This window comes from Glycomyces buryatensis (assembly GCF_004912275.1).
Taxonomy (GTDB): Bacteria; Actinomycetota; Actinomycetes; order Mycobacteriales; family Micromonosporaceae; genus Glycomyces; species Glycomyces buryatensis.
In genome coordinates this window covers 22,201-39,355 of record NZ_STGY01000045.1, presented here as the reverse complement: position 1 = coordinate 39,355, position 17,155 = coordinate 22,201, and the positions used below count along the sequence as shown (strand labels likewise).

Here is a 17,155-nt window from a genome sequence, read left to right as displayed (position 1 = left end):
TCGACCTGTTTCCGATGTCCTGAGACATCACACGTCGGGCTAATACTCGCTTATTTGAACACACCGACGCAGGTAGCGCACCTGCTCGAAAGGCTCTCCGTCCCCTCGCTCGGCCGCGACGCCGTTTCGGGCCCCTCCTGTCGGGTTGTGGATTCGATGGAACGAGGGTTCGAGCACGTTGAGCGGCGACGGCCGAGACCGCTCAATCAGCGCCTCTCGCCTGACGAACGTCGGGACCTGGTGCACGCCTTCGACTCCGGTGTCAAACAGAAGGAACTCGCCACCGAGTATGGAATCAGCATCCGCAGCGTAAAGCGCTTGATCCATATAGCTCGTGATTGCGGAACGATTGCCCCACAACTCTAGATTCGCTGACGCTCCCGGACCGATTGCCAGGATGCTCAAGCGGATCGCCGCAGTGATGGCGGTGATGAAGGCACTGAGACGGTGTCGGCTCGGCCAGGTTCAGCTTGTACTCGATGGGCCATGCTCCACTGCTACCGTGGTGAGCAGTTTTCGTCGCGCGAAGGGTGCAAGGTATGACCGGTGTGGAGTTGATCATCGCGGCTCTGGCGGCGGGCGCCGTCGCCGGGGCCGGGCTGGGCGCCAAGGACACGGTCGCCTCCATGGTTACCGATACCTATCAAGGCTTGAAGCGATTGGTCAAGGACAGGCTCGGCGACCGGGCTGCGGCGGTTGCGGTGGTCGAGGCCGACCACACCCAACCGGAGTCCCTGCGCGCGGCGCTCGCGCCGGCGCTGGCCGAGTCCGGTGCCGACACTGACCAGATGATCCTTGAACAGGCTCGCGAACTGTTGACTCAGTTGGAAGCACCGGCCGGGAAGTACGTGGTGGACAATCGCGGCGCTAAAGGGGTCGTGATCGGCGACCACAGCAGCCAGACCAACACGTTCAACTGACAGGTAGCGCCGATGGCGGAAAACGACCGTCCTGGCCGCGAAGTCGACGCCAGTGGGGCCAAGGGCGTACAAATCGGCGACAACAACCTCCAGATCAACGTCTACGCGTCCGCCCATCCGAAGGCGCGGTTCGCTAATCGCCACGACCTCGCGACGGTTCTCCACCAGGGGTCCAGAGCTCGCCGAGAGGTTCGCCTGCAAGCGTTCGAGGTTGATGAGGCTGTCCTGGCGCCATATCTCGGTCAAATCAAAATCCCGGATATCCCAAGCGGCAGAGTAAAGGTCCTGCTCGGCGATTTTGGGTCTGGCAAGTCCGAGATCGCCGAAACATGGCATCGTGCCGAGATCGAAAATCTCATCGCAGACGAGCGTGCGCCGCTCCCGGTTTGGTTGAACGCCCAAGACCTACTCGGCCGAACGCTCGAAGGCGCCGTCGAACAGCAGCTCGGGCCCACCTGGCGCCATGGACAAGGCGCGTCTATCACGGTGGACGGTCTCGACGAGACGAACGACCCCGCCAAGGCGCAGGCCCTACTGGATGCCGCTCGCATCCTCTCCAAGACATATACGAATATTCGGGTCTTGCTGACTGCTCGTCCAGGCATTCTGTCCGCCATGCCAACAGAGGGGATATCCGCGACGCTCCTCAGCGAGGATGCGGCACTGAAGCTCGTCGAGTCTGTTAGCGGCAGGCCGTACAGTACGTGGCGCTGGACGACGGACATGCGGGCCACAGTGACCAGGCCGTTCTTCGCCCTCGGGGCGGGAGTCATGCTCCGTCAGGACGGCGCTCCCCGTGGAGAAGCAGATCTCATACGAGACCTGGTCGAAAATGCTCTCAGAAAGGGCACCGAGAGGTCAGCGGTAACCTCAAGTGAGATTCTCCCGGTCCTCCAGAAACTTGCTGTGGTGCTTACCAGAACGGGCAAGGACGACTTGCTGTTCAGCGACCGCCAGATCGCTCGTTCGAGTCGGCTGGTGGCCGACGGCCCCGATGACTCGGTCCGGTTCGCTCTGCCAATCTTCCAACACTGGTTTGCGGCGCAGACGATTCTCACCGGCGACGTGTCTGCTGCGGAGGTCGTGGCCGACACTCGCCGGTTCAATCGTTGGCGATGGGCCGCGGCAGTGGCCGCGTTGAGCGCACGGACCGAAGATGCGGTGGACGACCTGCTGGGGACCTGGGTTGCCGGGAACCCGGGAGCGGCGGCCTGGATCATCAACGAGGCGTTCAACGGACACAGAGACTGGCGTACCGAAGACGACGAGAATCTCGACGCCCAGACCAGCGGCACCCGCCTCCTCCAAGCCCTGCGCACCTGGACGGAGGGCCTGGGCCCGCTCGCCGGAGGCGTTCTCCCATCGCTGGTAGTCCGGGGCCCGGTCGGGTTGGGCGTCACTGTATCTGGCCATCGCATCGACATAGCGTTCTCGACCTCTCGTCCAGCAGCCGACTACGTGACCCAAGTCCCTCTCGGTGTACACCCGCTGGTTCCAAGCCCAGTGCCGGATTGGCGTCCGTGGATCAGTGGTGAAGCACCGGAAGGTCACGCCTGGCCCTGGACCATGGTGCAGAAAAGTATCGCAAGTGCGATGGATGAAAAACTGTCCCGCGACCCGTTCTTGGGTACTCCGGACGGGGTCTGGGTACAGGAACGTCGCTTTGACCTTGCCCGGCGCGTCCTCGGCCGTGGGTCCGGATTTCACGGCGACCTGTCCGCCGATGAGATTAGAAATCGGGCAACAGAACTGTTCAACGCGATCGGACAGAACCGGGATGCCGGGATCTCACGAAATGGCTCAGCAATATTCTCCGGCGCGGAGCTCGATGATCTTGTCTCATGGATCGACTCGACAGCGCCCGGACAGGTGGTGTCGCATCTTCCGGAGGCGGACGTGTCGCACCCGGGGGGCGGGTGGGTCTGGGACCGCTATTCCCCCCAGCGGCTCATGGAGTTCGAGGTCGAGGTGTACGGGCGCGCGTGCGAGGCCTATGACGAGGCGCTAGCTCACTCGTTCGCCCGGCTCGGGTGGTCCATGCCAAGTTCAGCACTTGCGCCGTTCGGCGTCGTCCTGGAAGTGCAGTTCGATGGACCTGACCGGCTCGGCAATGTACCGCTTCTGACCGCAATGCAGGTGCCAATGGCATTGATACGCCAGTTTGCACCGCCTGGACCCGAGGCAGTCTGGTCAGTTTCTAGACGAGCGGTGATCGCCCAGACCAGTCGGGAGCAATCAACATTCTGGGAGCGCCAGACAGCCATTCGCGAGAACATTCGCTCCTGGCTCGCTGGGCAAAGCCGCGAATCAATCGGCAGTCTTGGATGGGTTGACACAGGCGCAGATGACATGTCTAACGGCCGACCTGCGTCCAGTTTGGCGGCAGGGTGGCTCTCTGATGATTTGAAGAGCCTTGGGCTCGGCACCGGTGGGTCGCCTCAGCTTCGGTGAGCGCTCCCCGCGGGAAGATCCGAGTGCAAACGGGAGTCGCCTCTTTGGTGCTGCCACCTTGGATCGTTGCATTGTCGCGGGTGGACAAGTACTGCGGCGAACAATAGCTCACTTCTAGGTTCGGCCACGGTCAGAGCCTCGCCGGGTCTGCCACAGCGGTCTCTCACCCGGTTCGCCCCCACGCCTTCGCTTGTGTCAGTGCAGGGTGCGATGATCGCTAGACCACCAGAATGAGCTGCCGAAACCCACCGTTCGCACTTCCGCGGGCCGTGCAAAGTAAAGGTGACGGAACCTTCCCGAACCTGCCTTGCCTGCAAACTACACTGACACCATGGTTGCGCGCACTCCCACGATCGTCGCCGGGTCCATGGGGTTCGACCGGACCGGCCGCAACGCGGTCGACTGGCGGCCAGGCAAGGTGTTCCGCGTGGCGTTCGACCTCGCTGAGGCGTCCGAGCACCCACGGGTGTGTTTCATCGCCACCGCTGGTGGCGACCCGGAGCGGAGGATCGCCGGGTTCTACGGCGCCTTCGCCGGTTCAGGGGTCGAATGCTCCCACCTGACACTGTTCGAGATGCCGAATGTCGAAGACGTTGCGGCCCATCTGCTTGCGCAGGACATGATCTGGGTCGACCGTGGCTCCTTGGTGAACCTGGTGGCGATATGGAAGTCGCACCGGCTTCCCGAAGTGCTCAAGGACTGCTGGCAGGCAGGTGTGGTCCTCGGCGGGGAGTCCGCCGGCTCGCTGTGCTGGCATACGGGCGGATCGACCGACAGCTTTGGACCGAAGATCCAAGCCGCCGAGGGGATCGGGTTCCTGCCGTATTCGAACGCGGTTCACTACAGCCACCGCAAGAAGGCCCACAAGCGGCTCATCGCCGAGGGTGCGCTCGATGACGGGTACGCGACCGACGCGGGAGCGGCCCTCGTCTACCGGGGCACGGAGCTGGCCGAGGTCGTCGCCGACCGCAAGGACGCCTACGGCTATCACCTGGCCCGGAACGATGCGGGGCAAGTTGTCGAGAAGCGGATCGAGCCGCGCCCACTATCCTGAGACGGATTCTAGCTTCCGGCTGAGTTCAGCGGTCTCTTCCCTGCCGGGCCAACGTGTCCGAATGAGGGTGAGTGCCCGGACCAGTTCGACCCGAGTCGACCGCGACTCGGTAGCGCCACCGCCGTCGAGGACGTCGGCGGCGAGTCGGCACGCCCGGTCGACGTCTCCGGCGCTCGCATAGGCGCGCGCCAGCTTCGCCGTGTTGATCGCCCCGCTGCGGGCGCTGGCGGCGCTGATGGCGTGCAACCGGGGCTCGAACTCGGCAATGGTGAGCGGTCCGCCACCAAGGTAGACGTCGCACGTGGCACGGAACATGAGGAGTAGATCGTCGGTGGGCAGGCTGGTCTGTCCGACCGTGGAATTCTGGTCGCTCCCATCCGACGCCTCAAGGTGTCTGGCAGTGAGGTCGAGAGCGTACTGAGTCGCGTCGGGAAGTCCCAGCAGAGCATTGCCAAAGGCAACCTGTTTGGCTGCAAGTGCTTTCAGCCGATGCGGCGCACCGGTGGAGGCGAGCACCGGCCGGGCGTGGTCGATCGCCGCTGGAGCGAACCCGGCTGTGCTGAGGGCGAGCATGGAACGACGAATGGACGTGTAGTGCGACATCGCGGTCCACGCCGATCGCGCCGCCCATTCGCTAGTCCGGTCGATCCAGAACAGCGCGGCGCTGCCGTCACCGGCTTCCTCGCACATCCACGACAGGGTCTCGGCCAGTCGCGCCTGAAGCCGATCGAGGTTGACCCTGACCTCACCAGTCGACGAGTGGCGGACGGCGTCGATGATCGCCACCTGGCCCATAAGCGCGGGGATGACATGGGTCGGGGCGGTGAGCCGGGCCGCGTTGCGCAACTGCGCGAATGAATCACGCAGTTCATCGACCAGCTCCGCTGTCGGCGTGAGCCGACCGACGGCCTCCTTCAAACCCGGAAGGGCCCCAGCCGCACCGAGACCGATGGCAGTTAGGAACTGTCGGCGCGACAGCATCAACGTCGTGTTCTCGCCGGGGATGCGGACCGCCACTACCTCCTCGACCGAGCCGATCTCCGCCTCAGCGGCAAGAGCGCTGATCATTCCGGCGGTGCCGTAGACCACGTCGAGCGACTCGGCCAACCACGGTTTGAGCGAACGGGTTCCGGTCTCCACCTGCGATATCTGGGAGACGGCGCAGCCCACGCGGGAGGCGACGGCCGCGAGCGTCATGCCCGAGCCGCGACGTAGGTGGCGCAGCAGGCCGCCGATGCCGTTGTAGCTGTTCACGGGCGGCCTCCGGATTTCACAGGATTTCACAGGTGCCGCCCGGAGCATCGACGGATTCGGCATCCGAGTCAACACTGTCTGTAGATGAGAGCTGGGCGACATTACCAGTTTCGGCTATCGCCGCAAGGGCGTCAACCAGCCTCATTGTCCACTGCGAACAGACGTGCTGCCGGGTCGGCTGGCTGGACTCGGTAGTGGCCGGAAGAACGGTGCTGCGAACAGCCAGGCAAGCGGCGACCCGCCGAACAAGCTGACCTGTCGGCGGGTCGCCGTTCACCAGAACTGTGAAAGGAGATCCTGGTGACTGACCACTACTCTACGATTCGCGACTTCGGGCGGCAAGCCCACGTCGAACCCGCAGTCCCCGTTCAGAAACGTGCCAAACCGGAGCACCTGGGTGACTGGACGACCGCCAGTGGAGGCTCTCTCAGCCTGACCGGCCGTCGCGGTTCGGAGTTCGCCACTATCTGGCACAACCGCACCGACGGCCCGGTCAAGATCGGCCGCGCTCGCCATGCTGGCGGGGTCCTCCGCTCGGTTGAATGGGACGACGCACATCAGGACCAGACCGAATTCTGGAAGACCCAGCAGCGTCACCAGATCGCCGCGCTCATCGCGGCGTGGCACGCCGAGGCACGGCCATGACCGCGACCATCGCTCCGATCAAGGTCTCCAGCGACCAGGATTCCACTGCGGACTACACGGTCGAACTCACTGACCGGACCGCCACCGTCCGCTACCGCTCCAAGCTCTGGCCGGACGAGGAAACAGAGGTCGCCCGCATCGACCACCGCGACGGCAGGATCGCGGCGGTCGCATGGGGCGAGACCTGGCAGCGGATGTGGAGCTCCGCGCTGCGGGTGGAGGTCATCGCCCGCGTGCAGCACCTGCTCATCGAGCACGGACCGCTCCGCACACGAAGTACCTAAACCCGTCCGGCGACCGGTCGTTCCGGTCGCCGGGTCCACCGGACCGCCTATCTGAGAGGAGCCCGAGATACCGAACGTCGCCGATGCGACGACCATGACCGCCAAGCCTGAATTGTGAAAGGGAATCCATCATGTCCGCAACCGTCAACCGCCCCGAGGCGGCCCGGATCGGCGCTCGCGCCGACGAGCTGCTCACCGAGATCAAGGACGACATCGAGTTCGACCGCCTGGTCGCCTCCTCCCAGCTCTACGCCGACTGCTGGGCGACCTTCACCGGTTACCCGATCATCGCCGAGTGGAACCACGACACCGACAAGGCCCCGCTCTTCGAGGAGGGCTTGAAGGTCTTGGCGCTCAAGGCCGCCGTCTGGGAAGCGACCGGCGGCGACGAAGCCGCCGCCGAGCTCGACGTCGCCGCCCCGGTCGACGAGATGGTCCATGCCATCCTCGCCCAGACGAACCTCCTCAACCGGCTCGCCGAGCGGCGGGGCATCGCGGTCGTGCACATGACCGACCAGGAGGAGTTCGTCTGGGAACGGGACGACTACACCCAGGACTGCTACGAGGCGGCGGGGTGGGGCACGCCGCCCGAGCGGTACTGGATCGGCGCGGCTGAAACGCGCCGACGCCACCAGATCCTCGATGCCGCCTACGCGCGCATCGGGATCGGTCCGCAGGGGCGCTCGCACGGCTTCACCTTCGAGGCCCGTGAGGAGTACGCGAGCGTCTAACCCGCGAGGTGGTGGGAGAGCACGACTCTGAGCGCGTCGACCACGACGGCACTGGGGAAGTGCTCGCGGGCGGCTGCCTCGGCCTGTCTGATGGCCTGGGCGGTCGCCCGTTCTGGCGCGGTGGCGATCACCGCGACCAGCCACGCCTCCAGATCGGTCTCCAAGACCGGCATCACTAGGGCCGCCTGTGACGGGACCGGTGCTGGTCTGCCCGACTCTGGCAACGCCGCGCCCTCGCTGGCGTAGAGGCCGACTGGCAGGCCAACCCGGTACGGATGCACGCAGGTCGGAGCCCCAGTGGCGATATTGACCCGGCAGTCGCGACTCGGGTCGAACTGCGATTCAGGGCCAGGCCGGTCGATCACGTCGAACGCACCGGCCTCGCAGGTCAGCGCCGGGCACACAGCGCACACCTCGCCTTCGGACCAACGTCTCGACCGCATTCGCCCTCCCAGGAAGGATCTTCCGCCATGACCATTCTGGCACCGCCCCGTCACCCGCTCATCGAGGACGCGCTCACCTGCGCACGGAACTGGTGCGCCGGACACGAGATCGACGCGGCTCCCGCGCTCCGCCACGCCGTGGCCGTGGCAGTCGTGCTCGGCCGCTACCATCCCGAAACCGAGCCCGACATCACCGCCGCCGTACTGATGCACGACAGCCCCGAGTTCGCGCCGCCGACGCTCGACCTCGACGCATTCCTCACCATCCAGTTCAGCCCGGAGACCAACCGGATCGTCCGCGCCTTGCAGCACCTGCACGACACGATGGGCGCAGACACCGAACCCGAAGTCGCAGAGGACGACAGCGCGACACTCCAGGCCGCGTGCGCCGACAAGATCGTCGCCATCTCCTCGATGCTCCGTCGCAGCCGGACTGCGGACTCCCCCTCCGAGTTCTGGTCGGCCCGCACAGCCTTCACCGGCATCCTCGGCTACTTCGACCGCTTCACTGAGCTGGCTGCTCAGGGGGGCGAGGGCGACATGGCAGAGCGCCTCCGCGCCCTGCTGGTCAAGGTCCGAGCCGAGGCCAACGGCTGACCGACCTCCGCCACGACCTTCGGGGTCGAGAGTGGACTCTCATCGGGTCCGCGCCTGTGACTTACGGCGGGGTCCAACGACCGGCCCCCGCACCGCATCCATGTCAACGCGGCGACGTTCACAGAGTATCCACCCAGTTCAGAGGCTGATTCCGCCCTTGCTCACGAACCCGAAATCATACTCCCAGAACACCTATAACGACGCATCTTCGAGAACCCTTGCCTGCCAGGTCAAACGCCATACGATCATCACATTGTCGGCGCGCAAATCCCTTTGACCTTCGCTTTCGCCTGCGCTGCTTTGACTCTCATGAGCGATGGGCCCTCGTTTCGACAGGGTCGCCCCAACCGACTCGCCTTACGTCAGCACAAACCGCACTCCAAGCGGTCACAAGCGTTCACAACCGGTCACAATGCAGGTCAGGCCGCTGAACAGACGAGCCCACCTCACGGCCACGACCCTCGGTCACGAGCACTCGACTCTCCGTTCGAGAAGCGTTACAGTGGTTGAAGACAGGAAGCACACGGCGCAGCCGCCAGCACCATGGCACTGCCATCGAACACTCGGTCCGATCACGGCCGACACGAGCCCTGTAAACCTTCCGGATTCCCTCACCCTGGCACGCGGCCTCCCTCCCCGGCGTCTTCAACCAGCAGTGGGCGCGGTCGATCTCATGCCGGCTGGTTGATCCTCCCCTGGACCGGGGATACGTTCGCGGCAGCGATCCCTGAAACATCCATATCGGACGGACTCGGGCGGTGGCGTCGTTGACGAGCCGCCGCGTCAAGATCACCGGAGCCCGCCGAGAACGGCTCGACACCGCCGCGCTCGCTCGGCTGCTGGCCGACCTCGCAGCGCGGTCGGAGTCCGACCCGCCTGAGCCCCACCCAACTCAGCACCAGCCGACCTGCCAGCAAACAGCAAGGAGTGACCAATGACCGGCCAGCGCCTCCGCGCCCTCACCTACTACCGCGTCTCCACCAAAAAGCAGCTGGAGACCGACTACGACCCGGACGGCAACTCCATCCAGACCCAGCGCGAAGACTGCCGCACCGCCGCCGAACGCTACGGATACGAGATCGTCGATGAGTATCTTGAACCGGGCAACAGCGGCACCTCAATCACCAAGCGCCCGGTCTTCCAAGCCCTGCTCAAACGGGTTGCCGAGATCGGCGATGTCGACGCGGTCATCATCTACCGCCGCAACCGGATCTTCCGCAACGAGTGGGACGCCGCGATCACCGGCCGCGAACTCTCCGACCACGGCGTCCGCCTGATCTCCGCCAACGACTACACCGACGACACCGCCGAAGGCCAGCTCGTCGCCTCGGTCCTCGACAGCATCAACGCCTACCAGTCCCGCGCCCAAGGCAACGACATCAAACGCAAGATGGCGGGCAAGGCCGCACGCGGCGGCACACCCGGTCGGGCCAAACTCGGATACCGAAACGTCCACGAGACCATCGACGACCGCAGCGTCGCCACCATCGCCGTCGACCCGAAACGCGCCCCGTTCATCCACACCGCGTTCGAGCTGTTCGCGACCGGCAAGCACAGCATCCGGTCGCTTCGCGACGCCCTCACCGCGGCCGGTCTTCGCAACCGCCCGACCAAAGCTCACCCGGCCGGGACCGAGGTCTCACCGAGCCAGCTGGAGAAGATCCTGCGCGACCGCTATTACCTCGGCTACGTCATCTGGGGCGGCCAAGAACACCCCGGCCGCCACGAACCCCTGGTCGACCCCGAGCTCTTCGCGCAGGTCCAGGACGTCCTCGCCCGCCGCCGTCGCGGCACCCGCGAACGGGTCTGGCGGCACTACCTCAAAGGGCTGCTGTGGTGCGCCCGCTGCGGCTCCCACCTGATCTTCGAACCGGCCCGCAGCCGAGACGGCAAACCCCACTTCTACTTCCGCTGCGCCCGACGCCAAGGCGGCCACTGCGACCTGCCTCGATTCCCACTCACCACCGTCGAGCACGCCGTAGAAGCCCACTACGCGACCATCACCATCAGCGAGGCCGAACGCACCGCCGTACGCGAGCACCTGACCGAGGCCATCGCCGCCCAGCAGTCGACCACCAAGGCCCTGCGCCAGCGACTCCGCGCCGAACTGACCCGCCTCGAACACCGCGAAGACGCCTACCTCGAACTCGTCGGCAACCCCGACTGGCCCGCCGAGAAGCTCACACGGAAGGTGCAGGAGGTCAACCTCGAACGCGACCGCATCAACCAGCGTCTGGCCGAAGCCGACACCGCCGACTACGCCCAGGCCGCGCAGCGGATCAACGCACTCGCCGACCTCCTGGCGAACCCGCGAGCGCTCTACCGAACCCTGCCCGACGACCACCGCCAAGCCTTCAACGACCTGTGCTTCGACAAGCTCTACGTCGATGCCGACGAACCCGATACGCCGCTGATCAGCCACGCCGACCTCGCCAGCGCCCATGAACCGATCCGGCACTACTGCGACCAGCTCTCCGCGCAACGCCCCAGCGGCAAGCAAAAGAGCCGCGACTCTCGTCGCGGCTCTCAAGGTGCCCCACCTTCAAATGAGGCACCTACAGTCGGGCTGACAGGACTTGAACCTGCGACCCCTTGACCCCCAGTCAAGTGCGCTACCAAGCTGCGCCACAGCCCGTTTTTCGCCGCTTTGTTGGCGGCGGAGACAACTTTAGCGTATTGCTTCGGGTGTCTCTGAGGCGAGGTGCCCGCTGTGAGGCAGGACCCGCCGGTGGTTATTTGTGCTTGTCCTTCTTGCGAGACTCACGTGGTTTGACCACGAGTTCGATTGGCGTGCCCGGGAAACCGAAGTCCTCTCGGAGGCGACGCTGGATGAACTTGAGGTACTGCTTGTCGAACTTGGCGTTCGTGAACAGGATGAATCGCGGCGGTTCGGTGTCGGCCTGGGTGGCGAAGAGGACCTTGGGGGCCTTGTTCGCGCGGACCGGGTGCGGTGTGGCCGCCTGGAGGGTGCTGATCCACTGGTTGAGCTCGCCGGTGGAGATGCGCTGGCCCCAGCCGCCGAGCGCTTCGCGCAGGGCGGGGGCGAGCTTGGCGACGGCGCGGCCAGTGAGGGCCGAGACGTTGACCCGGGGCGCCCAGGCGACCTGGGCCAGTTCCCGGTCGATCTCCTTCTCCAGGTAGTAGCGCCGGTCCTCGTCGACCAGGTCCCACTTGTTGAAGGCGAGGACCAGGGCACGACCGGACTCGACCGCCTGGGTCAGGACCCGCTGGTCCTGCTCGGCGACGGGCTGCGAGGCGTCCAGGAGGACGACGACGACCTCCGCGGCCTCGACTGCGTGCTCGGTCCGCAGGGACGCGTAGTACTCGGTGCCGGAGGCGAACTTGACGCGCTTGCGCAGTCCGGCGGTGTCGACCAGGACCCAGTCGTCGCCGTCGATCTCCACCAGGGAGTCGACCGGGTCGACGGTCGTGCCGGCGACATTGTCGACCACGGCGCGGTCTTCGCCGGCGATCCGGTTGAGCAGGCTCGACTTGCCCACGTTGGGCTTGCCGACCAGGGCGACCCGGCGGGGGCCGCGCTCCTTGAGCTGGCCGGTCGGCTTCTCGGGGAAGGCCCATACGATCTGGTCGAGCAGGTCGCCCGAGCCGCGCCCGTGCAGGGCCGAGATCGGGTAGGGCTCGCCCAGACCCAGGCTCCACAGGTCGGCCACGTCGGAGTTCATCCGCTCGGAGTCGACCTTGTTGGCCACCAGGATGACCCGCTTCTTGGCGCGGTGCAGAATGCGTGCGGCGGCCTCGTCGGCGTCGGTCGCGCCCACGCGCGAGTCCACCACGAACACCACCACGTCGGCGGTCTTGATGGCCAGTTCGGCCTGGGCGGCGATCGCCTTGGCCATGCCCTCGGCGTCCGGGTCCCAGCCGCCGGTGTCGACCAGGCTGAAGTCCCGGCCGGCCCATTCGGCGTCATAGGCGACCCGGTCGCGCGTGACGCCCGGCTCGTCCTGGACGACGGCGGCGCGGCGGCCGAGGATGCGGTTGACCAGCGTCGACTTGCCCACATTGGGGCGGCCGACGACGGCCACCGTCGGGACCGGTCCGCGCTCGTTCGTTTCGAGCTCGTCCCAGGTCGCTTCGTCAGTCATTGATGTCCCTGTTGTTCAGCAAGGCCAGAATCTTGGCCACTACCTCCACGATCGGTAGGTCCGTGGAGTCGATGACGGTGGCCCCGGCGGGGACCTCCAGGGGCTTGGTGGTCTTGGAGTCGGCCGTGTCGCGGCGCTGGATGTCCTTCGCCGTGGCCTTGGTGTCGGCCCCGAACTCGGAGGCGCGGCGGCCGGCGCGCACGGCCGGGTCGGCGGTGAGGTAGACCTTGACGTCGGCGTCGGGGGCGACGACCTCGACGATGTCGCGGCCTTCGACCACGATGCCGTTCTTCGCCTCGGCGATGAGGCGCCGCTGCTCCTCGATGAGGAACTTGCGGACGGTCTTGTTGCCTGCCACGGCCGAGACGGCCTTGGTGACGTCGTCACCGCGGATGGCCAGGCCGGCGTCCTCGCCGTCGAGGCGGGTGAAGGGGTCCTCGGGGGTGGTCCCGAATTCGAGCTTCGCGTTCTTGACGGTCTTGGTGACCTGCGCGGTCTGCGAGGGGTCGACGCCGGCCTTGATGACCGCGAGGGTCGCGGCGCGGTACATCGAGCCCGTGTCGAGGTAAGCGGCTTCGATCGCGGTCGCGAGGGTCTTCGAGACGGTCGACTTACCCGCTCCCGACGGGCCGTCGATCGCGACGACCGGTGCGCTCTTTTTGTGCTCGGGCACTTTCTCGCTCCGTTCTTGAACTGCAAACCCCGCAAACCTACATCATGCCTGGCTGCGGAGGGTGAGGTGTGGTTAGCACACCAGAGTGGCATGTCGTGCGCCGACACTACCGCTCGGTATCGAGGATCGTGACTGCACCGACCCACAGGACAGGCCCTAAGGGCCGATCGACCACCCTCGCACCCATCGGCCACAGCGCCAGCGGGATCATCTTCCAGTTCGCGACCGCCAGCGGGATGCCGATGATCGTGATCGCCTGCAGGAACCCGGTGACCAGGTGCGCGAGCGCCAGCTCCCAGCCGAACAGGACCAGCCACAGGACATTGCCCAGCAGCGAGAAGCAGCCGGAGGCCGGGTCGCGCACGACCGTCCTTCCGAACGGCCACAGCACGTACCCGGCCAGGCGCATATTGGCGATACCGAACGGGATCGTGACGATGAAGATGCAGAACAGGAGGCCGGTGAGGAAGTAGCCGATCGCCAGCCACAGTCCGGCCAGCACGAACCAGATGACGTTCAGAATCGTATTCACAACGAAAGCCTAACCAGCCCATACCGTTCCCGTCGGTACAGCTGGCTAGCGCCTTTCCTCTGGGGCAGGCACTACAGTCCTACCTCGCGGTAGAGCAGGCCGACCTCGTCGGGCGTGAGCCGCCGCAGCGTGCCGGGCTTGAGGTTCCGCAGCTGGACCGGGCCGATCTCGGTCCGGACCAGACGCGAGACCCGGTGACCGGACGCGTCCATGAGGCGCCTCACAATGTGCTTGCGTCCCTCGTGAATCGTGATCTCGATCAAGGACTGGCCGGCGTGCTCGTCGATGATCTTGAGCTTGTCGGCCTTGGCCGGGCCGTCCTCCAGATCGATGCCCTTGAGCAGGCGGTTCCAGGTGGGCTTGTCGAGCACCCCGGCGACCTGCGCCCGGTAGACCTTGGGCAGGCCGTGCGAGGGGTGCATGATCCGGTTGGCCAGCTCCCCGTCGTTGGTCAGCAGCAGCAGGCCCTCGGAGTCGGTGTCGAGCCGCCCGACGTGGAAGACCCGCTCGTCGATGCCCTTGGCGATCTCGGCCAGGGACGGGCGCCCCTCGTCGTCCTCCATGGTCGAGATGATGCCGCGCGGCTTGTTGATCGCGTAGTAGACCTTGTCGACGTCGGTGATCACGCGCTTGCCAGAGACATGAATGATGTCCTTGGCGGTGTCGACCCGCTGGCCGAGCCGGGCGGGTTCGCCATTGACCTTCACCTTGCCCCTGGCGATCAGGTCCTCGGCGGCTCGGCGGGAGGCGATCCCGGCCTGGGACAGCACCTTCTGCAGGCGCACGCCCTCGTCGTCAGCTTTGTTCATCATCCTCGATATCCGTCACGTCGTCCGGCAGGAACGGGGCCAGCTCCGGTAGCTGGTCTACCGAGTCCAGGCCGATCTTCTCCAAGAACAGGGTGGTGGTGCGGTACAGCGTCGCCGTCGAATCGGGGTCGGAGCCGCACTCCTCTACCAGCCCGCGCGCCAGCAGCGTGCGGATGACCCCATCGCAGTTGACCCCCCGGATCGCCGAGATGCGACCCCTGGTGACCGGCTGCCGGTAGGCGACGACGGCGAGCGTCTCCAGGGCCGCCTTGGTGAGGCGGGCCGAAGCGCCGTCGGTCACGAACCGTTCGACATAGCGGGCGTAGTCGGCCCGGGTGTAGAACCGCCAACCGCCGGCTTGGCGACGCAGGTCGAACCCGCGTCCGTCACCAGTGTATTCGGCACTGAGCCGACCGAGCGTCTCGCGGACCTGTGAACGTGGCCGCTCCAATACCGAGGACAGGAATTCCTCGGTCAGTGGCTCCTCCGCGATCATGAGAATCGCCTCGAGAACCGCGCCCAGATCGACGTCCTCGGGCACCGGGACCGGCGTGTTCGCCGGCTCGGGCTCGGGCTCCACTTCGGGAACCGGCTGGGCCGGGATCAGCGCCTGGGCGTACTCGTCGTGGTCGCCCACCGGTTCGTCCGCCGGCACGTCCGCGCGCTCGGCGGTGTCGGTGGCGAGCTTCGGCCGCCAGGCCTCGATCTCCTCGGGCGTCGGCTCTTCACTCATCTGGGTCTTCCTCCCCCGCTTGCGGACTGCCGGCGTACTCGTCGACATTGATCTCGGCGTTCACGGAGCCGCCGAGCCAGCGCACGGTCAGCTCGCCGAGCGCCTGCATTTGCTCGAAGCCGACCAGGGCCTCCCGGTAGAGCTCCAGCAGCGCCAGGAACCGGGCGACCACCTCAAGGTGGGTCTCGCAGTCGGAGACCAGGGCCCGGAACGTGGCGGTCTGGACCCGCTGGAGCCGACGCGTGAGGATGACGGCGTGCTCGCGGACCGAGACGCGCTGCATGTGGACGTGGTCGGTGCCGACGGTCTCCCGCGGCCGGGGCTTCATCGCCTTGCCCGCCAATGCGGCCAGATCCTCGGGGGTGAGGTCGAGAACCAGTTCGGGGAGCAGGCCCTTGAAGCGCTCTTCGAGCCCGGCCTGGCGGGCGACGCGGGTCGAGGCGGTCTCGGCGAGGCCGGCGAGGTGACCGGCGGCCTCTTTGTAGGCCTTGTACTGGAGGAGCCGGGCGAACAGGAGGTCGCGGGCCTCCAGCAGGGCCAGGTCCTCCTCGTCGTCCACCACGGTGTTCGGCAGCAGCCGGGCGGTCTTGAGGTCGAGCAGGGTCGCGGCGATGAGCAAGAACTCGGAGGTCTCCTCCAGGTTCCAGGCCTCTTCGAGCTTGGTGATGTAGGCGATGAACTCGGAGGCGACCTGGTGGAGGGCGACCTCGGTGACGTCGAGCTTGTGCTTGCCGATCAACTGGAGCAGCAGGTCGAACGGGCCCTCGAAGTTCTCCAGCCGGACGTGGAAACCGGTCTCGGTCTCCTCCGTCTCGCCCTCCCGCTGCACGGGTAGATGGGGCTGCTGCTGGTCGGTCACGCTCGCAAGCTTAGACGGACGGTTCAGTACCCCAAGGGTGAACTCGGGGTTTCCAGGTCACCGGCGGTACGTGAACCGATCCGGGCGTTCACTTCTCGACCGTGGCAATGAGTTCCCGAGCCAGCTGACGGTAGGCGCGGGCACCCGAGGACGCCGGGGCCCACGTGGTGATCGGCTCGCCGGCGACGGTCGTCTCGGGGAAGCGCACGGTGCGGGCGATGACGGTCGAGAACACCTTGTCCCCGAAGGCCTCAGAGACCCGCTGGAGCACCTGCCGGGAGTGGGTGGTGCGCGAGTCGTACATCGTCGCGAGGATCCCGTCCAGCTCCAGGTCGTAGTTGAGGCGCTCGCGGACCTTGTCGACGGTGTCGAGCAGCAGCGCCACCCCGCGCAGAGAGAAGAACTCGCATTCAAGCGGGACGAGCACCGAGTGCGCCGCGGTCAGAGCGTTGATCGTCAACAGCCCCAAGGAAGGCTGGCAGTCGATGAGCACGAAGTCGAAGTCGGGGATCACCGGGCGCAGCACCCGCGCCAGGGTCTGCTCGCGGGCGACCTCGTTGACCAGCTGGATCTCCGCGGCCGACAGATCGATGTTCGCCGGCAGGAGGCGCAGGCCCGCCACGTTCGTCTTCATCATGACGTCGTCGATGTCGACGTCCTCTTGCATCAGGAGGTTGTAGACGCTCAGGTCCAGCGTGTGGGGGTTGATGCCGAAGCCGACCGACAGAGCGCCCTGGGGGTCGAAGTCGACCAGGAGGACCTTGCGGCCGTACTCCGCCAGCGCCGCACCGAGGTTGATGGTCGTGGTGGTCTTGCCCACCCCGCCCTTCTGGTTGGCCATGGCGATGACGCGGGCGGGTCCGTGGCGCTCCAGCGGCTGCGGCTGGGGGATGTCGCGCTTGCCCGTATAGCTCTCCGGGTCGGGAGAGGTCAGGTCGTTGTCGCCGTCAGCGGGAGGCACTTGCGCGGAGCGCAGGGCCGCCCACTTGTCATTGCTGTCCACACTGCTCATTTCTTCGCGCCTCCGGGTGCGAGGTCGACACCGGGTGCCGGGCGTCTCACCGATT

17 protein-coding genes and 1 tRNA gene are annotated in these 17,155 nt (G+C 66.2%); 8 read left to right on the top strand and 10 right to left on the bottom strand.

Annotated features, from left to right (window positions below; genetic code table 11):
- The first annotated feature begins 539 nt into the window (after nt 1–539).
- The 3 genes from FAB82_RS12005 (at nt 540) to FAB82_RS11995 (ending at nt 4,425) form a co-directional block, all read left to right on the top strand.
- A complete protein-coding gene (locus tag FAB82_RS12005) occupies nt 540–920 on the top strand; it encodes a hypothetical protein (protein WP_136534784.1) in 381 nt (126 codons plus the stop codon).
- Between the two features lie 12 nt (nt 921–932).
- Nucleotides 933–3,371: an NACHT domain-containing protein gene (locus FAB82_RS12000; RefSeq protein WP_136534783.1), complete on the top strand. Its 2,439-nt coding sequence runs from the start codon at nt 933–935 to the stop codon at nt 3,369–3,371.
- 331 nt (nt 3,372–3,702) lie between these two features.
- Nucleotides 3,703–4,425 (top strand): Type 1 glutamine amidotransferase-like domain-containing protein, encoded by a 723-nt coding sequence (locus FAB82_RS11995; RefSeq protein ID WP_136534782.1) that lies wholly within the window; start codon nt 3,703–3,705, stop codon nt 4,423–4,425.
- Here the strand turns inward: FAB82_RS11995 and FAB82_RS11990 are convergent.
- Nucleotides 4,417–5,679 carry a helix-turn-helix domain-containing protein gene (locus FAB82_RS11990; protein WP_168801562.1) on the bottom strand — a complete coding sequence of 421 codons (1,263 nt, stop codon included), beginning with the start codon at nt 5,677–5,679 and terminating at the stop codon, nt 4,417–4,419. The two genes, FAB82_RS11995 and FAB82_RS11990, sit on opposite strands and share 9 nt — an antisense overlap.
- Before the next feature lie 300 nt (nt 5,680–5,979).
- On the opposite strand from FAB82_RS11990, the gene FAB82_RS11985 reads away from it, so the two are divergent.
- The 3 genes from FAB82_RS11985 (at nt 5,980) to FAB82_RS11975 (ending at nt 7,339) form a co-directional block, all read left to right on the top strand.
- The gene (locus tag FAB82_RS11985; RefSeq protein WP_136534780.1) at nt 5,980–6,324 is read left to right on the top strand and encodes a hypothetical protein; all 345 of its coding nucleotides are present in this window, start codon (nt 5,980–5,982) and stop codon (nt 6,322–6,324) included.
- On the top strand, nt 6,321–6,608 hold the full coding sequence (locus FAB82_RS11980) for a hypothetical protein (RefSeq protein ID WP_136534779.1): 288 nt from the start codon (nt 6,321–6,323) through the stop codon (nt 6,606–6,608). The genes FAB82_RS11985 and FAB82_RS11980 overlap by 4 nt, the downstream gene beginning before the upstream one ends.
- 131 nt (nt 6,609–6,739) lie before the next feature.
- Nucleotides 6,740–7,339 carry a hypothetical protein gene (locus tag FAB82_RS11975; protein ID WP_136534778.1) on the top strand — a complete coding sequence of 200 codons (600 nt, stop codon included), beginning with the start codon at nt 6,740–6,742 and terminating at the stop codon, nt 7,337–7,339.
- Here FAB82_RS11975 and FAB82_RS11970 read toward each other — a convergent pair.
- The gene (locus tag FAB82_RS11970; RefSeq protein WP_136534777.1) at nt 7,336–7,782 is read right to left on the bottom strand and encodes a hypothetical protein; all 447 of its coding nucleotides are present in this window, start codon (nt 7,780–7,782) and stop codon (nt 7,336–7,338) included. The genes FAB82_RS11975 and FAB82_RS11970 overlap by 4 nt on opposite strands.
- Nucleotides 7,783–7,809: 27 nt before the next feature.
- On the opposite strand from FAB82_RS11970, the gene FAB82_RS11965 reads away from it, so the two are divergent.
- Both FAB82_RS11965 and FAB82_RS11960 read left to right on the top strand, forming a co-directional pair.
- Nucleotides 7,810–8,379, top strand: a complete 570-nt coding sequence (locus FAB82_RS11965) for a hypothetical protein (RefSeq protein WP_136534776.1) — start codon at nt 7,810–7,812, stop codon at nt 8,377–8,379.
- Between the two features lie 934 nt (nt 8,380–9,313).
- Nucleotides 9,314–10,975 (top strand): recombinase family protein, encoded by a 1,662-nt coding sequence (locus tag FAB82_RS11960; protein ID WP_136534775.1) that lies wholly within the window; start codon nt 9,314–9,316, stop codon nt 10,973–10,975.
- Here the strand turns inward: FAB82_RS11960 and FAB82_RS11955 are convergent.
- The 8 genes from FAB82_RS11955 to FAB82_RS11920 form a co-directional block, all read right to left on the bottom strand.
- Nucleotides 10,941–11,014 (bottom strand) — tRNA-Pro (locus FAB82_RS11955). The two genes, FAB82_RS11960 and FAB82_RS11955, sit on opposite strands and share 35 nt — an antisense overlap.
- Nucleotides 11,015–11,111: 97 nt before the next feature.
- The gene (der, locus tag FAB82_RS11950; RefSeq protein ID WP_136534774.1) at nt 11,112–12,482 is read right to left on the bottom strand and encodes a ribosome biogenesis GTPase Der; all 1,371 of its coding nucleotides are present in this window, start codon (nt 12,480–12,482) and stop codon (nt 11,112–11,114) included.
- A complete protein-coding gene (cmk, locus tag FAB82_RS11945) occupies nt 12,475–13,155 on the bottom strand; it encodes a (d)CMP kinase (RefSeq protein WP_136534773.1) in 681 nt (226 codons plus the stop codon). The genes der and cmk overlap by 8 nt, the downstream gene beginning before the upstream one ends.
- A gap of 106 nt (nt 13,156–13,261) precedes the next feature.
- Complete coding sequence (locus tag FAB82_RS11940) at nt 13,262–13,687, bottom strand: YccF domain-containing protein (RefSeq protein ID WP_136534772.1); 426 nt, start codon at nt 13,685–13,687, stop codon at nt 13,262–13,264.
- Nucleotides 13,688–13,758: 71 nt separating this feature from the next.
- Complete coding sequence (locus FAB82_RS11935) at nt 13,759–14,499, bottom strand: pseudouridine synthase (RefSeq protein WP_211116548.1); 741 nt, start codon at nt 14,497–14,499, stop codon at nt 13,759–13,761.
- Entirely contained in the window at nt 14,483–15,229 is a 747-nt protein-coding gene (scpB, locus tag FAB82_RS11930; protein WP_211116547.1) for an SMC-Scp complex subunit ScpB, read from the bottom strand. Before scpB ends, FAB82_RS11935 begins: the two co-directional genes overlap by 17 nt.
- Entirely contained in the window at nt 15,222–16,088 is an 867-nt protein-coding gene (locus FAB82_RS11925; protein ID WP_136534770.1) for a segregation and condensation protein A, read from the bottom strand. Before FAB82_RS11925 ends, scpB begins: the two co-directional genes overlap by 8 nt.
- An 88-nt stretch (nt 16,089–16,176) precedes the next feature.
- Nucleotides 16,177–17,100, bottom strand: coding sequence for a ParA family protein (locus FAB82_RS11920; protein WP_136534769.1), 924 nt, complete (start codon nt 17,098–17,100; stop codon nt 16,177–16,179).
- Nucleotides 17,101–17,155: the final 55 nt, after the last annotated feature.